Source organism: Achromobacter sp. Bel (assembly GCF_012928505.1).
In the GTDB taxonomy this organism is placed as follows: Bacteria; Pseudomonadota; Gammaproteobacteria; order Burkholderiales; family Burkholderiaceae_B; genus Achromobacter.
In genome coordinates this window covers 23,562-37,859 of sequence record NZ_JABBJN010000025.1, presented here as the reverse complement: position 1 = coordinate 37,859, position 14,298 = coordinate 23,562, and the positions used below count along the sequence as shown (strand labels likewise).

Below are 14,298 nucleotides of genomic sequence, written 5' to 3'. Positions count from 1 at the left end.
ACCACCGCCCACTTCGTGTCGAGAGCCTTTGCGCGGCCGCTTGAGGGAAATCAAAAATGGCGTGGCGCGGCACCGCAAAACCCTAGCGCGGATGCGCGGCCAGATAGGCTTTCAGGGTCTGCACCAGCGCCGCGGCGGCAGGCGAAAGACTGCGATTGCGCGACGTGACCAGGCCGATCGAACGCTCTGCCACCGGCCCGGTCAGCGGCCGCTGGACGATGGCGGTCTGCGACACCGCGCCCGCCGCGATCTCGGGCAAGGCGGCCACGCCGAAGCCGCATTCGACCATGGCCACGATCGTCGTCAGATGCTCCGCTTCGAACGCCGGCGCGAATCGGATGCGGTTTTGCAGAAAGGCCCATTCCGTGTACTGCCGCACGCTGCTGGGCTGCACCATCGACACGTGCGCCGCGCTTGCGGTGTCGGCCCAACGCACCGGCCCCCGCGTCTTGGCCAGGGGGTGCGATTCGGGGATCAACAACAGGAAACTGTCGGACAGCAGCGGCACGTAGTGCAGGTCGGCGTGCTGCGGGTCGGCGGCGGTCAGCGCAAAATCCACCTCGCCCGCGCGCACCAGATCGAAGGCGGGACCCGACAAGGTGTCGCGCACTTTCAGCGCCACGTGCGGGTGCGCCTGGCGGTAGGCCATCAGCACGCGCGGCAGCAGCCGGGCCGCCAGCGACGGCAACGCGGCAACCGACACCTGCCCCTGCTCTGCACTGGTGACGCCGCTGACCGCCGCGATCGCGTCGCGGAACGCCACCTGCAAGGTCGCGGCCTGCTGCATGAAGACTTCGCCGGCCGCCGTCAGGCGCACGGTGCGGGTCGTGCGGTCGAACAGCCGGACGCCCAGGGCCTCTTCGATGCGCTGGACCTGCGTGGACAGCGCCGATTGCGACAGGTGCAACTGCCCCGCCGCCTGCCGGAAATTGAGCGTGCGGCCCAGCACCAGCGTGGTGTCGATATCGCGCATCGAAAGATTGATCTGCATGATGCCTTGCCTGTCTCTATTGATCTGTTTTACCGATCATTCTATCCAAAAAATCTGATTCATCAATCAAAGCGGCTTCTCTACACTCGCCCCCAACGACGATGCAAGAGAGGAGCAAACCATGCAGACGGACGCAACAGCGCTGCCCAACCCGGGCGCGGCGCATGCAGTGGTAGTGGGCGGCGGCACGATGGGCGCGGACGTAGCGGTGGTGCTGACCCGCGCGGCCTGCCGGACGACCGTGATCGAATCCAACGCAGAACGCGCGGCCGGCCTGCCCGCCCGCGTCGCCGAAAACCTGAAGACAATCGGCCGCGAAGCCAATGCCGCGCTGCTGGCGACCGCGCCCAGCCTGGACGCGGTGGACTGGTCCACCGTGGACCTCGTTATTGAGTGCATTCCGGAACGCCTGGACATCAAACAGGCGTTGTTCGCGGATCTGGCGCGGCGCGCCCGCCCGGACGCCATCCTGGCCAGCAACAGTTCCAGCTTCCCCATCAGCGCCATCGGCCAGGGCCTGGAAACGCGCGGCCGCATGCTGGGCCTGCACTTCTTCATGCCCGCGCACCTGGTGCCGCTGGTGGAAGTGGTGCTGGGCGAGGCCAGCGATAACGCCTGCGCGGATTCGCTCATCGCCTTCATGCGCCGCTGCGGCAGCGTGCCGGTGAAGGTCAAGCAGGACCTGCCCGGTTTCCTGGCCAACCGCTTGCAGCACGCGTTGTCGCGCGAAGCGTTTGATCTGATCGACCGCGGCATCGCCTCGCCGGAGGACGTGGACGCGGCCGTGCGCTTCGGCTTCGGCTTCCGCTTTCTGGCGGCCGGCCCCGTCATGCAGCGCGACCACGCGGGCATCGACGTGCACGCCGCCGCGGGCGCGACCATGTATCCGACCTTCTGCAATGCGGACCACCCCGCGCGCTGCCTGACCGAACGCGCCGCCGACGGCCGCTACGGCATGAAAGCCGGCGAAGGCTTCTACGCCTGGACGCCCGAGACCATCGCCGCCGAGCGCGCCCGCTATGATCGCCTGCTGCGCGCCGGCCTGGACCTGATCAGCCCCGAACTGCCGGAGATCCAGCCTTGAACACGACCACCCTGCCGCGCGCCGCGCTGGCCGAATCCCCCGTCATCATCACCGTGGCGCCCAACGGCGCCTACAAGAAAGCCGCGGACCACCCTGCCGTGCCGATGACGCCCGAGGCCTTGGCGCTTGAAGCGCGCGCCTGCCTGGAGGCCGGCGCCGGCATGATGCACATGCACGTGCGCAAGCCCGACGGCAGCCACTTGCTGGACGCCCATGCCTACCGCGAGGCGCTGGCCGCCGTCGACCGCGCCGTAGGCCGAGAGCTGCTGGTGCAGGTCACCAGCGAAGCCGCCGGGGTCTACAAGGCGGCCGAACAGATCGCGCTGGTGCGCGAACTGCAGCCCGAGGCCGTGTCCATGGGCCTGCGCGAAATCGCCGTGCCGGACATTCCCGAAACGGAACTGGCGGCGTTTTTTGCCTGGGTGGCGGAGCGCCGCATCCTGGCCCAGATCATCCTGTACGACGAAGGCGACGTACAACGCTGGCAGTCGCTGCGCGCACGCGGGCTGGTGCCCCCGGGCGCCTGGTCGGTGCTGTTCGTGCTGGGCCGCTACAGCGTAGGCCAGACGTCTTCGGCCTACGATCTGCTGCCCTTCCTGGCGGCGTACGACCACACGCTGCCCTGGGCGATCTGCGCGTTCGGCGCCGAGGAAAACGCCTGCGTCACGACGGCGGCGGCGTTCGGCGGCCACATGCGTGTGGGCTTCGAGAACAACCTGAAGCTGCGCGACGGCAGCATCGCGGCGGGCAATGCGGCGCTTGTCCGGCAAGCCGCCGAAGGCGCACGCGCGCTGGGCCGCCCATTGGCCACGGCAGAGGACGCCCGGCGCATCTACGGCGCCATCGGCTAATCCGCAACGCGAATCAATACAAGGTGCCTGACGCGCTACGGCAAGGCGTCAGGCACTTTCGTATATAGCGCCACGGCGCGATTGTTTCGCCGTGATGCAACATTGACGCCGTGTGAAAGCACTGCTACAAACTTCGGCATCCGCACGTTAAACGCAATACCCCAACCGTTGTCGCGAGGTGGTGTGTGCAAAACGAGTCTGATGGCTACACAAAGCCTCAGGAACTGCGAAGTTTCCTGTTCCTGACGGCGGTCATGGCCCCCGTCCTTACGGTCGTCATCGTGGCGGGCTACGGTTTCATTGTCTGGTTCTATCAGCTGATCGCCGGCCCCCCGGGCAGCTGATGCGAGGCGACGGAACCCCCATGTCCGCGCTTGCCTCCCCCCCGCCGTCCACGGCACCGCCCGAGCTGCATATCGCCAGCCTGGTCGTGCATGCCCTGCCCCGACGCCTGCCCGAGGTCCGCGCCGCCATCCTGGCCGTCGCGGGATCCGAAATCCATGGCGCGTCCGACACCGGGAAACTGGTGGTCACGCTGGAAGCGCCTTCCACCGACGACATGATGGCGCGGATCTCCCAGATCCAGCGCCTGGATGGCGTGCTGGCCTCGGCGCTGGTCTACCAGCACGCCGACACGCTTGCCGCGATGAACGAGGAGATTGGCGATGTCCATGGCTCGTAGAGATTTCATCAAGCAATCCGCCGCCGCGGCTGCCGCCACCGTCGCGGGCATTCCGATCGTCGGGTACACGCAGAACATCGTGACGGAATCCGAAGCGGCCAAGCTGAAATGGTCCAAGGCGCCCTGTAGGTTCTGCGGGACCGGCTGCGGCGTGAACGTCGCGGTCAAGGACAATCAGGTCGTGGCCACGCACGGCGATTTCAACGCCGAGGTCAACAAGGGCCTGAACTGCGTCAAGGGCTACTTCCTGTCCAAGATCATGTACGGCAACGACCGGCTGACCACGCCGATGTTGCGCATGAAGGACGGCAAATACGCCAAGGACGGCGAGTTCGCGCCGGTGTCCTGGGACCAGGCGTTCGACGTGATGGCCGAACAGTTCAAGCGGGTGTTGAAGGACAAGGGCCCGACCGCCGTCGGCATGTTCGGGTCAGGGCAATGGACCGTGTGGGAAGGCTACGCCGCGCTGAAATTAATGAAGGCGGGCTTCCGGTCGAACAACCTGGACCCGAACGCGCGGCACTGCATGGCGTCGGCGGCCGTGGGGTTCATGCGGACCTTCGGCGCCGACGAACCCATGGGCTGTTATGACGATATCGAGAACGCCGACGCCTTCGTGCTGTGGGGCTCGAACATGGCCGAGATGCACCCCATCCTGTGGACACGCGTCACCGACCGCCGGCTGTCCGCCCCCAAAACCAAGGTGGCGGTGCTGTCGACCTTCGAACACCGCTCGTACGAACTGGCCGACCTGACGCTGACGTTCACGCCGCAGACGGACCTGGCGATCCTGAACTACATCGCCAACTACATCATCCAGACCAAGCGCGTAAACCGCGATTTCGTGGACAAGCACACCGTGTTCCACGAAGGCAACACCGACATCGGCTATGGCCTGCGGCCCGACCACCCCTTGCAGAAGGCGGCCAAGAACGCGGACAAGGCGGGCGGCTCCAAGCCCATCACCTACGATGACTTCGCCAAGTTCGTCTCGAAGTACGACCTGGAATACACGTCCAAGCTGACCGGCGTGCCTCAAAAGCAGTTGCAGGATCTGGCCGAGCTCTACGCCGATCCGAAGATCCGCGTGACATCGTTCTGGACCATGGGCTTTAACCAGCACACGCGCGGCGTGTGGGCCAACAACATGGTCTACAACATCCACCTGCTGACGGGCAAGATCTCGACGCCGGGCAACAGCCCGTTCTCGCTGACGGGGCAGCCCTCGGCCTGCGGCACCGCGCGCGAAGTGGGCACGTTCTCCCACCGCCTGCCGGCCGATCTGGTCGTCACCAACCCCAAGCACCGCGCGCACGCGGAAGAGATCTGGCAGTTGCCCGACGGCACGATCCCCGACAAGGTGGGCGCGCACGCCGTGCTGCAGAACCGCATGCTGAAGGACGGCAAGATCAACGCCTACTGGGTGATGGTCAACAACAACATGCAGGCCGCGGCCAACCTGATGAACGAAGGCCTGCCGGGCTACCGCAACCCCGACAACTTCATCGTGGTGTCGGACGCCTACCCCACGGTCACCACCATTTCCGCCGATCTGATCCTGCCCGCGGCCATGTGGGTGGAGAAGGAAGGCGCCTATGGCAACGCGGAACGGCGCACCCAGTTCTGGCATCAACTGGTGAACGCCCCGGGCGATGCGCGTTCCGACCTGTGGCAGTTGATGGAATTCTCCAAGCGCTTCAAGGTGGAAGAGGTCTGGCCCGCCGACCTGCTGGCGAAAAAGCCCGAGTACCGGGGCAAGACCCTATTCGACGTGCTCTTCGCCAATGGCAAAGTCAACAAGTTCCCCAATAGCGAGTTGAACGCGGAATACGAAAACCAGGAAGCGAAGGCCTTCGGCTTCTATGCGCAGAAAGGCCTGTTCGAGGAATACGCCGAATTCGGCCGTGGCCACGGCCACGACCTGGCCCCGTTCGATACTTACCACGAGGCGCGTGGCCTGCGCTGGCCCGTCGTCAACGGCAAGGAAACGCTGTGGCGCTACCGCGAAGGCAGCGATCCCTACGTGAAGGCCGGCGCCGGCTTTGAGTTCTACGGCAACCCGGACGGCCGCGCCGTCATCTACGCCCTGCCCTACGAACCGCCCCCGGAGTCGCCGGACAAGGAATATCCGTTCTGGCTGTCCACCGGACGCGTCCTGGAGCACTGGCATTCCGGATCGATGACGCGACGCGTGCCCGAGCTGTACCGGGCGTTTCCCAACGCGGTCTGTTTCATGCACCCCGACGACGCGCAGGCGATGGGCCTGCGGCGCGGCGTGGAAGTCGAGATCGAGTCGCGGCGCGGCAAGATGCGCACCCGGCTGGAGACCCGTGGACGCAACAAGCCGCCGCGCGGCCTGGTCTTCGTGCCGTGGTTCGACGCCGGGCAGTTGATCAACAAGGTCACGCTGGACGCCACCGACCCGATCTCGTTCCAGACCGACTTCAAGAAGTGCGCGGTCAAGATCGTCAAGGTCTGAACGCCCCCCCGGGAGACAGCCATGAAGCTACGCGCCGCCACCATCGCCCTCGGCATCCTTCTGGGTTCGGCCGCCTGGGCCGCGCCGCCGCTTGAGGTCGAAGACCCCATGCGCGGGCCCACCCCGATCGCCGAAGAGGCCGATCCGCCGCTGATCAGCCCGATCGAGAACAAGGACATCAAGCGGATGCGCACCTATTCGATGCAGCCGCCCACCATTCCCCACAAGATCGACGGCTATCAGATCGACAAGAACTACAACCGCTGCCTGTCCTGCCACGCGCGCGTGAACACCGAGGAAACGCAGGCGCCGCCGCTGAGCGTGACGCACTACATGGACCGCGACAGCAACGTGCTGGCCGAAGTGTCGCCGCGACGGTACTTCTGTGTGCAGTGCCACGTGCCGCAGGCCGAGGCCAAGCCGCTGGTGTCCAACACCTATCAGGACATCGACGTGATCCTCAAGCGCCTGACGGCCCCGGCCACCGACAAGAAGTAAGGGATTGACGCCGCCATGTTCAAGCTCCTCAAGCGCTACTGGAACATCATCCGCCGCCCCAGCGTGCACTTCAGCCTGGGCTTTCTGACGATCGGCGGCTTCATCGGCGGCATCCTGTTCTGGGGCGCCTTCAACACGGCCATGGAGCTGACCAATACGGAGAAGTTCTGCACGGGCTGCCATGAAATGCGCGACAACGTATATGCGGAATTGAAGGGCACCATCCACTTCACCAACCGCTCGGGCGTGCGTGCCCTGTGCTCGGACTGCCACGTGCCGCACAACTGGACGGACAAGATCGCCCGCAAGATGCAGGCGTCCAAGGAAGTGTGGGGCAAGATCTTCGGCACCATCGACACGCGCGAGAAGTTCGTGGACAAACGGCTGGAGCTGGCCCGGCACGAATGGGCGCGCTTCAAGGCCAACGACTCGCTGGAATGCCGCAACTGCCACAACTACGAATACATGGACTTCACGCGCCAGAGCGTGCGCGCGCAGAACATGCACTCCACGTACCTGGCGGACAAGACCAAGACCTGTATCGATTGCCATAAGGGCATTGCCCATACGCTGCCGCACATCCCGCCTGGCCAGACCTCTGACGCGACGCCGCCGGCCGGGGCGCCCAAAGAGGTGGCGAATGCGGCCCGCTGACGCCCCGTCGCCGATCCTGGCCGCCAGCGGGCTGCGCAGCCCGCGCGGCCGTTCCGAAGGCTTGTGTCCGGTGGACGTCGACCTGCATCGCGGCCAGCTTCTGCACGTGCAAGGCGCCAATGGCAGCGGCAAGACGAGCCTGCTGCGCATGCTGGCGGGCCTGCTGCGCCCATTGGCCGGCACGCTGCATTTTGAAGGGCGGGACGTGCGCCGCGACCCGGCCGCGTACTTTGCGCGCGTGGCGTTCCTGGGCCATGCCAATGGCCTGTGCGGCGAATTGACCGCGCTGGAAAACGTGCGCTACGCCCTGCATGTGGCGGGCACGCCGCAGGATGACGCCGCCATCGCCTCGGCCCTGCGCCGCTGGCGCCTGGAAGGCAGCCTGCACCTGCCCGCGGCCCGGCTGTCTCAAGGCCAGGGCCGCCGGCTGGCGATGGCCGCCGTGGCGCTGGGCGGCAAGCCACTGTGGTTACTGGACGAACCCGATGCCGGCCTGGACGCGGCCAGCCTGGAGCAGTTGTGGCGCACGCTGGACGCGCACCTGGATGCGGGCGGCGCGGCGGTGGTGGCGTCGCACCGGGCGCCGGCGACCGGCGCCTCCCGCACGCAAACCCTGAACATGGATGACTACGCGGATGCTGGCTACGCTGTCTCAGTTGGCGCTGCGTGACGTCCGGCTGGCCTGGAGGCGGCCTGCGGACACGCTGGGCGCCACGCTGTTCTTCATCGTCGCGGGCTCGCTCTTCCCGCTGGCGATCGGCCCCGACCCTGCCTTGCTGCTGGCGATCGGGCCGGGCGTGCTATGGGTCTGCGCGCTGCTGGGCATCCTGCTCACCCTGCACCGCCCCTTTACGCAGGACCATGCCAACGGCGCGCTGGAGCAACTGCTGGTGTCGCCGCATCCACTGCCGCTGCTGGTGGGTGTGAAGCTGGCCGCGCACTGGTTCAGCGGCTGCCTGCCGCTGATCCTTGCCAGCCCCGTGCTGGCCCTGCAATTCGGCCTGCCGCCGCAGGCGATCGGCGTGCTGGTCCTGTCGCTGCTGTTGGGCACACCCACGCTGGCGCTGGTGGGCGGGCTGGGCGCGGCGCTGACGCTGGGCCTGCGCGGCGGCGCACTGCTGCCCCTGCTGGTACTGCCGCTGTATGTACCGGTACTGATCTTCGGGGCGGGTGCGGTGTCCGCCACGCATGCCGGCCTGGGCGCCGGCCCGCAATTGTCGCTGTTGGGCGCGTGCCTGTGCCTGGCGATCCTGTTGTGCCCCTGGAGCGCGTCCGCCGCGCTGCGCGTGACGCTGGAATGAGAGGCCCCATGCACAAGCATCCCGCTTTCGATTCGCCTTACGCCGCCGGCCCGTCCGCGCCCGGCGCGGGCTGGATGCGCTACGCGTCCCCCGCCGTGTTCTATCCGCTGGCTGGGCGGCTGATTCCCCTGCTGGCGCTCGCGGCGGCGCTTTTCGCCTGCGCGGGCCTGTACGTCGGCCTGGCGGTCGCGCCCACGGACAGTCAGCAGGGCGAGGTCTACCGCATCCTCTTCATCCACGTGGCGGCGGCCTGGATGTCGATGTTCCTGTACGTGGTGATGGCGGGCTACGCCGCGCTGGGGCTCATCTACAACACGCGCCTGTCCTTCATGATGATGCGGGCGCTGGCGCCCACCGGCGCGCTCTTCACGTTCCTGACGCTGTGGACGGGCGCATTGTGGGGCAAGCCCACCTGGGGCGCCTGGTGGGTCTGGGATGCGCGGCTGACGTCGGAACTGATCCTGCTGTTCCTGTACCTGGGCTTCATGGCCTTGCAGGCGGCCACCGACGACATCCGCCGCGCCGACCGGGGCGGCGCCATCCTGCTGCTGGCCGGCGTCGTGAATGTGCCCATCATCTATTTCTCGGTCCGCTGGTGGAGCACGCTGCACCAGGGCGCCTCCATCAACCTGACGTCGGCGCCCAGCATGGCGCGCATCATGGTCACCGCCATGCTGCTGATGGTGGCGGCCTTCTGGCTGTACAGCGCGGCAGTGGCGCTGGCGCGCGTGCGCGGCCTCATCGCCGAACGCGAGCCCGCCGCCCTGCGTGCCGGCCGTCCTGCCCCGGAGGCACCGTGAGCTGGGACACGCTGTTCTCGTTGCAGGGCCACGGCCCCTACATCCTGGGCGCCTACGGCGTCACGCTGGCGCTGATGGGGCTGGAGGCTTTCGTGCTGTGGCGCCGCGCCCGCATCCGGCGGGCGACCGCGCGCGGGCCTGCCAGCGAGGGACACCCATGACGCCGCGCAAGCGCCGCATGTTCGCCATCGCCGGCGGACTGGGCCTGCTGGCCCTGGCCACCGCGCTGGTGCTCAACGCCTTGCAGTCGAATCTCGTGTTCTTCTTCAGCCCCACGCAAGTCGCCGCGAAAGAGGCGCCCCGCAACGGCAGCTTCCGCGTGGGCGGGCTGGTGGAACCCGGCTCGGTGCGGCGCGAAGCGGACGGGCTGACCTTGCGGTTCATCGTGACCGACACCGCGCACTCCGTGCCCGTGAGCTATCAAGGCCTGCTGCCCGACCTGTTCCGCGAGGGCAAGGGCGTGGTGGCGGCGGGCAAGCTGGACGCCGACGGCGTGTTCCGCGCCACCGAAGTGCTGGCCAAGCATGACGAGAACTACATGCCGCCCGAGGCCGCCGATGCGATCAAGCGCGCCGGCACGGTCACGGCCACGGCCGCCAACACGATGCCGGAGCAGGCGCGATGATCCCCGAGATCGGCTTGTTCAGCCTGATCCTGGCGCTATTGACGGCGCTGGCGCAGGCCACCCTGCCGTTGATCGGCGCCGCCACCGGCTGGCAGGCCGGGCTGCGGGTGGCACGGCCCGCCGCCGTGGGCCAGTTCTGCCTGACCGTGCTGGCGTTTGGCTGCCTGGCGTGGTCGTTCGTGCACAACGATTTCTCGGTGCTGTACGTGGCCGGCAACTCGCACGCGGACCTGCCCGCCGCCTACCGGTTCGCGGCGGTCTGGGGCGGGCACGAAGGATCGCTGCTGTTGTGGCTGCTGCTGCTGACCGCCTGGACGCTGGCCGTGGCCGTGTTCAGCCGCCGCCTGCCCCTTGCGTTTGCCGGCCGCGTGTTGGCGGTGATGGGCTGGATCAGCGTCGGCTTCCTGCTGTTCCTGCTGTTCCTGTCCAATCCGTTCGAACGGCTGATGCCGCCTGCCATGGCCGGCCGCGATCTGAACCCGCTGCTGCAGGACCCCGGCATGATCGTGCATCCGCCCATGCTGTACATGGGCTACGTGGGGTTTTCCGTGGCGTTCGCCTTCGCCATCGCCGCCTTGCTCTCCGGCGAGCTGGATGCGCTGTGGGCGCGCTGGGTCCGGCCCTGGACCCTGGCCGCCTGGACCTTCCTGACCATCGGCATCCTGCTGGGCAGCGCGTGGGCCTACTACGTGCTGGGCTGGGGCGGCTGGTGGTTCTGGGACCCGGTGGAGAACGCGTCGTTCATGCCCTGGCTGGCGGGCAGCGCGCTGATCCACTCACTGATCGTGACCGAGCGCCGGGGGGCTTTCCGCAGCTGGACGGTGCTGCTGGCGATCTGCACGTTCTCGCTCAGCATCCTGGGAACGTTCCTGGTCCGCTCGGGCGTGTTGACCTCGGTGCACGCCTTCGCGGTGGACCCGGGGCGCGGACTGTACATCCTGGCCTTCATGACCGTGATCGTGGGCGGGTCGCTCGCCCTGTACGCATGGCGCGCGCCGACGGTCGGCCTGGGCGGCGGCTTTTCGCTGCTGTCGCGGGAATCGCTGCTGCTGTCGAATAACGTCGTCCTGACCGTGGCCGCCGGCTCGGTGCTGCTGGGCACGCTGTACCCGGTGGTGCTGGACGTGCTGGACTGGGGCAAGATATCCATCGGCCCGCCCTACTTCGAAGCCGTGTTCGTGCCGCTGATGACCCCGGCCATCTTCCTGATGGGCGTGGGCCCGATGGCTCGCTGGAAACAGGCCGACATGCCCGACCTGGCGCGCCGGCTGCGCGCCGCGTTTGCGGTCAGCGTGGCGACGAGCGTGCTGCTGCCGCTGGCCATGCCCGGCCCGTGGCGGCTGGGTTCGCCCATGATCATGCTGGGCCTGTGGCTGGCGGCCTGGTCGGTCGCAAGCGCCGCTGCGCACGCCACGCAGCGGCTGACGGACGGCGGGGGCCAATGGCTGCGCCGCCTGGGCCGCCAGCCACGCGCCTGGTACGGCATGCTGCTGGCGCATGCCGGCATCGGCGTCTTCATCGCCGGCGTCACGCTGGCCAACGGCTACGAGGTCAAGCACGAATTGCGCATGGAACTGGGCGCCACGCAGGAAGCCGGCGGCTACCAGTTCACGTTCGCCAGCCTGGCGCCCGCCACCGGCCCCAACTACACCGCGCAACGCGCCGTATTCCCCGTCACGCGCAACGGCAAACCGGTGGTGACGCTGTATCCCGAAAAGCGGCTGTACACCGTGCAGGACATGGCGCTGAGCCAGGCCGACATCGACAGCGGCTTCACCCGCGACCTGTTCGTGGCACTGGGCGAACCCGTGGGCGACAAGGCGTGGACCGTGCGCATCCAGGTCAAGCCCTTCATGACCTGGATCTGGAGCGGCTGCCTGCTAATGGCCTTGGGCGGCCTGCTGGCGGCCGGCGACAAACGCTACCGGCGTGCGCAAGAGGCCGCGGCCCGCCCGCCCAAGGCCGACGCCGCCCCGCCCGCCCACGCCGCGCGGGAGGGGTACTGATGCTGCGCTACCTGCTGCCGCTTGGCGCCTTCATGGCGATGGCCGTGTTCCTGGCCATGGGCCTGTCGCGCGATCCGCGCGCGGTGCCGTCCGCGATGATCGACAAGCCCGCCCCGCCCATCGACCTGCCGCTGCTGCAAGCGTCCGGCGAGCGCCTGGACGTGCAGTCGCTGCGCGGCCAGGTGTGGCTGCTGAACGTGTGGGCGTCCTGGTGCGGCCCCTGCCGCGATGAATTGCCGGTGCTGCGCGAGGTCGCCCAGCGCCACGGCCTCCCGCTATACGGGTTGAACTACAAGGACAAGCCCCAAGACGCGCGTGACTGGCTGGCGCGCAACGGCAATCCGTTCATCGCCTCCGCCAGCGATACCGACGGCCGCGTCGGCATCGAATACGGCGTCTACGGCGTGCCGGAGACCTTCGTCATCGACGGCGCCGGACGCATCCGCTACAAGCAGTTGGGCCTGATCACGCCGGACATCTGGCGCACCCGGATCCAACCCGTGATCGAGGGGTTGCGATGAGGGCCGCCCGCCTTCTTGCCGCCCTGCTGCCGGCGCTGGCGGTGATGCTGGCGGCGCTTTTGGCCTCGGGCCCCGCATCCGCCGCGCAGACGCCTGCCGCCCTGCCCCCGCTGTCCAGCGCCGACCAGCAACGGGCCGACAAGTTGGCGCACGGCTTGCGCTGCCTGGTCTGCCAGAACCAGACGCTGGCGGACTCCAACGCGCCATTGGCGCACGATATGCGCAACCTGATCCACGCCCAGTTGGCCGAGGGCCGCAGCGATGCGCAGATCATGCGCTTCTTCGAAGACCGCTACGGAGATTTCGTCCGCTACGACCCGCCGTTCAAACCGATCACCTGGCTGCTGTGGCTGGGGCCGTTCGCGCTGCTGGCGCTGGGATTCTGGGTACTGCTGCGCACGGTGAAGCGCCGAACGCGCGCACGCGCGCCGTTGACCGCCGATGAACGCGCCCGCGCCGCCCGCTTTCTGGATACCGGTTCATGACCACGCTCTGGCTTGTCGTCCTGTTGCTGCTGCTGGCGACGCTGCTGTGCCTGATCCCGCCGCTGGTACGCCGTGCACCGGCAGCGGACCCGACGTCCGACGCCAGCGTGCGCGCGTTCTACGTGGCCCAGCGCGAGCAACTGCGGCGCGACAGGCAGAACGGCAGCCTGAGCGCCGACGGCCTGGCGCGGGCCGAAGACGAGCTGCAGCGCGACCTGCTGCAGGACCTGGCCTTGCGCCAACAGCAGGCCGCGCCAGTCCGGGGCCAGCGCGCGGGCGTGGCGGCCGCTTGCCTGCTGAGCGTGCTGATCCCCGTGGCCGCCGTGCTGCTGTACGGCAAGCTGGGCAATCCCCGCGCAGCGGCGGATGCCTCCGTCATGGCCCGCGCCGTTGAACCGCATGCGCAAGACACCGGCGACGACATGGCGGTGGCCATCAACGCGCTGGCGCAGCGCCTGCGCAATGCGCCCGACGATGCGGACGGCTGGTACACGTTGGCGCGCTCTTATGAGACCCTGGGCCGCTATGCCGACGCCGTGGCCGCCTATCAACAGGTGCTGCGTCTGGTTCCGGGCCAACCCGCCGTGCTGGCCGACATGGCCGATGCGCTGCTGTCGGCGAACCGGGGCGTGCCGGACGCCCATGCGGTCGAGGCGGTGGCGCAGGCGCTGGCCACGCAGCCGGATCAACCCAAGGCGTTGGCGCTGGCGGGCATGATGGCGCTGCGGCGCGGCGATGCAGCCGAGGCACTGGCCCACTGGGAACGCCTGCAAGCCCTGCTGCCGCCGGATTCCGAGGCCGCGCGGCAGATCCAGTCCAACATCGCCCAGGCGCGCGCCATGGCGGCCGGCGCACCGCCGGCGCCGATGGCTGGCGGGAATGGCGTGCAGAATACGGCTTCGAATGCGGCGCCCCAGGCGAAGCCCGCCGGCGACGCGTCCGCCCTGGCCGCCCGCATCAGCGGCCAGGCCCGGATCGCCGATTCCCTGCGCGGTCAGGTCCAGCCCGACGATACCGTGTTCATCTTGGCGCGCCCCGTCGAGGGGTCACGCATGCCGCTGGCGATCCTGCAATGGCGCGTGTCGGACCTGCCGCGCACGTTCGTGCTGGACGACAGCAGCGCCATGTCGCCCGACGCCACGCTGTCCCGGGCCAGCAACGTCCGCGTGGAAATCCGCGTCAGCCGTTCTGGCACCGCCACCGCCCGGCCCGGCGACCTGAGCGGCGTGCTTTCCGAGGTGCCCATCCGCGCGGACGGCCTGGAACTGGTAGCCGACACCGTCGTGCGCTAGCGCGCACCGGCATCGGCCGCCACGGTCGC

17 protein-coding genes are annotated in these 14,298 nt (G+C 68.2%); 16 read left to right on the top strand and 1 reads right to left on the bottom strand.

The features are described 5' to 3' along the window. Window positions 1-82: 82 nt before the first annotated feature. Window positions 83-991, bottom strand: coding sequence for a LysR family transcriptional regulator (locus tag HG262_RS16790; RefSeq protein WP_169272084.1), 909 nt, complete (start codon window positions 989-991; stop codon window positions 83-85). Window positions 992-1,112: 121 nt separating this feature from the next. On the opposite strand from HG262_RS16790, the gene HG262_RS16785 reads away from it, so the two are divergent. From HG262_RS16785 to ccmI, 16 genes are all read left to right on the top strand, one after another. Beyond that, window positions 1,113-2,075, top strand: a complete 963-nt coding sequence (locus tag HG262_RS16785) for a 3-hydroxyacyl-CoA dehydrogenase NAD-binding domain-containing protein (protein ID WP_169272083.1) — start codon at window positions 1,113-1,115, stop codon at window positions 2,073-2,075. After that, the gene (locus HG262_RS16780) at window positions 2,072-2,926 is read left to right on the top strand and encodes a 3-keto-5-aminohexanoate cleavage protein (RefSeq protein WP_169272082.1); all 855 of its coding nucleotides are present in this window, start codon (window positions 2,072-2,074) and stop codon (window positions 2,924-2,926) included. Before HG262_RS16785 ends, HG262_RS16780 begins: the two co-directional genes overlap by 4 nt. A gap of 185 nt (window positions 2,927-3,111) precedes the next feature. After that, window positions 3,112-3,270, top strand: a complete 159-nt coding sequence (napE, locus tag HG262_RS16775) for a periplasmic nitrate reductase, NapE protein (RefSeq protein WP_105560214.1) — start codon at window positions 3,112-3,114, stop codon at window positions 3,268-3,270. 20 nt (window positions 3,271-3,290) lie between these two features. Continuing rightward, window positions 3,291-3,608: a chaperone NapD gene (locus HG262_RS16770; protein ID WP_169272081.1), complete on the top strand. Its 318-nt coding sequence runs from the start codon at window positions 3,291-3,293 to the stop codon at window positions 3,606-3,608. Further along, complete coding sequence (gene napA, locus HG262_RS16765) at window positions 3,592-6,087, top strand: periplasmic nitrate reductase subunit alpha (protein ID WP_169272080.1); 2,496 nt, start codon at window positions 3,592-3,594, stop codon at window positions 6,085-6,087. The genes HG262_RS16770 and napA overlap by 17 nt, the downstream gene beginning before the upstream one ends. Before the next feature lie 21 nt (window positions 6,088-6,108). Further along, window positions 6,109-6,585, top strand: a complete 477-nt coding sequence (locus HG262_RS16760; RefSeq protein WP_169272079.1) for a nitrate reductase cytochrome c-type subunit — start codon at window positions 6,109-6,111, stop codon at window positions 6,583-6,585. 15 nt (window positions 6,586-6,600) lie between these two features. Beyond that, complete coding sequence (locus HG262_RS16755) at window positions 6,601-7,239, top strand: cytochrome c3 family protein (protein WP_169272078.1); 639 nt, start codon at window positions 6,601-6,603, stop codon at window positions 7,237-7,239. Beyond that, complete coding sequence (gene ccmA, locus HG262_RS16750; protein WP_169272077.1) at window positions 7,226-7,909, top strand: heme ABC exporter ATP-binding protein CcmA; 684 nt, start codon at window positions 7,226-7,228, stop codon at window positions 7,907-7,909. Before HG262_RS16755 ends, ccmA begins: the two co-directional genes overlap by 14 nt. Then, window positions 7,875-8,540: a heme exporter protein CcmB gene (gene ccmB, locus HG262_RS16745; protein ID WP_169272138.1), complete on the top strand. Its 666-nt coding sequence runs from the start codon at window positions 7,875-7,877 to the stop codon at window positions 8,538-8,540. The genes ccmA and ccmB overlap by 35 nt, the downstream gene beginning before the upstream one ends. A gap of 8 nt (window positions 8,541-8,548) precedes the next feature. Beyond that, complete coding sequence (gene ccmC, locus HG262_RS16740; protein WP_169272076.1) at window positions 8,549-9,340, top strand: heme ABC transporter permease CcmC; 792 nt, start codon at window positions 8,549-8,551, stop codon at window positions 9,338-9,340. Continuing rightward, window positions 9,337-9,501 (top strand): heme exporter protein CcmD, encoded by a 165-nt coding sequence (gene ccmD / locus HG262_RS30995; protein ID WP_169272075.1) that lies wholly within the window; start codon window positions 9,337-9,339, stop codon window positions 9,499-9,501. Before ccmC ends, ccmD begins: the two co-directional genes overlap by 4 nt. Further along, a complete protein-coding gene (gene ccmE, locus HG262_RS16730; protein WP_169272074.1) occupies window positions 9,498-9,965 on the top strand; it encodes a cytochrome c maturation protein CcmE in 468 nt (155 codons plus the stop codon). The genes ccmD and ccmE overlap by 4 nt, the downstream gene beginning before the upstream one ends. Continuing rightward, window positions 9,962-11,971, top strand: a complete 2,010-nt coding sequence (locus HG262_RS16725; RefSeq protein ID WP_169272073.1) for a heme lyase CcmF/NrfE family subunit — start codon at window positions 9,962-9,964, stop codon at window positions 11,969-11,971. The genes ccmE and HG262_RS16725 overlap by 4 nt, the downstream gene beginning before the upstream one ends. Beyond that, window positions 11,971-12,492 carry a DsbE family thiol:disulfide interchange protein gene (locus tag HG262_RS16720; RefSeq protein WP_169272072.1) on the top strand — a complete coding sequence of 174 codons (522 nt, stop codon included), beginning with the start codon at window positions 11,971-11,973 and terminating at the stop codon, window positions 12,490-12,492. Before HG262_RS16725 ends, HG262_RS16720 begins: the two co-directional genes overlap by 1 nt. Beyond that, window positions 12,489-12,977, top strand: a complete 489-nt coding sequence (locus HG262_RS16715; RefSeq protein WP_211187438.1) for a cytochrome c-type biogenesis protein — start codon at window positions 12,489-12,491, stop codon at window positions 12,975-12,977. Before HG262_RS16720 ends, HG262_RS16715 begins: the two co-directional genes overlap by 4 nt. Then, window positions 12,974-14,269, top strand: a complete 1,296-nt coding sequence (gene ccmI, locus HG262_RS16710) for a c-type cytochrome biogenesis protein CcmI (RefSeq protein WP_169272071.1) — start codon at window positions 12,974-12,976, stop codon at window positions 14,267-14,269. The genes HG262_RS16715 and ccmI overlap by 4 nt, the downstream gene beginning before the upstream one ends. The last annotated feature ends 29 nt before the right edge of the window (window positions 14,270-14,298 follow it).

Bases quoted from the DNA above. Each gene is read 5' to 3' on its own strand.
- HG262_RS16790 (WP_169272084.1), bottom strand. From the start codon at position 991: ATGCAGATCAATCTTTCGATGCGCGATATCGACACCACGCTGGTGCTG.
- ccmC (WP_169272076.1), top strand. From the start codon at position 8,549: ATGCACAAGCATCCCGCTTTCGATTCGCCTTACGCCGCCGGCCCGTCC.
- ccmE (WP_169272074.1), top strand. From the start codon at position 9,498: ATGACGCCGCGCAAGCGCCGCATGTTCGCCATCGCCGGCGGACTGGGC.
- ccmA (WP_169272077.1), top strand. From the start codon at position 7,226: ATGCGGCCCGCTGACGCCCCGTCGCCGATCCTGGCCGCCAGCGGGCTG.
- ccmI (WP_169272071.1), top strand. From the start codon at position 12,974: ATGACCACGCTCTGGCTTGTCGTCCTGTTGCTGCTGCTGGCGACGCTG.
- napA (WP_169272080.1), top strand. From the start codon at position 3,592: ATGTCCATGGCTCGTAGAGATTTCATCAAGCAATCCGCCGCCGCGGCT.
- HG262_RS16760 (WP_169272079.1), top strand. From the start codon at position 6,109: ATGAAGCTACGCGCCGCCACCATCGCCCTCGGCATCCTTCTGGGTTCG.
- HG262_RS16720 (WP_169272072.1), top strand. From the start codon at position 11,971: ATGCTGCGCTACCTGCTGCCGCTTGGCGCCTTCATGGCGATGGCCGTG.
- HG262_RS16755 (WP_169272078.1), top strand. From the start codon at position 6,601: ATGTTCAAGCTCCTCAAGCGCTACTGGAACATCATCCGCCGCCCCAGC.
- ccmB (WP_169272138.1), top strand. From the start codon at position 7,875: ATGCTGGCTACGCTGTCTCAGTTGGCGCTGCGTGACGTCCGGCTGGCC.
- HG262_RS16785 (WP_169272083.1), top strand. From the start codon at position 1,113: ATGCAGACGGACGCAACAGCGCTGCCCAACCCGGGCGCGGCGCATGCA.
- HG262_RS16715 (WP_211187438.1), top strand. From the start codon at position 12,489: ATGAGGGCCGCCCGCCTTCTTGCCGCCCTGCTGCCGGCGCTGGCGGTG.
- HG262_RS16770 (WP_169272081.1), top strand. From the start codon at position 3,291: ATGTCCGCGCTTGCCTCCCCCCCGCCGTCCACGGCACCGCCCGAGCTG.
- HG262_RS16725 (WP_169272073.1), top strand. From the start codon at position 9,962: ATGATCCCCGAGATCGGCTTGTTCAGCCTGATCCTGGCGCTATTGACG.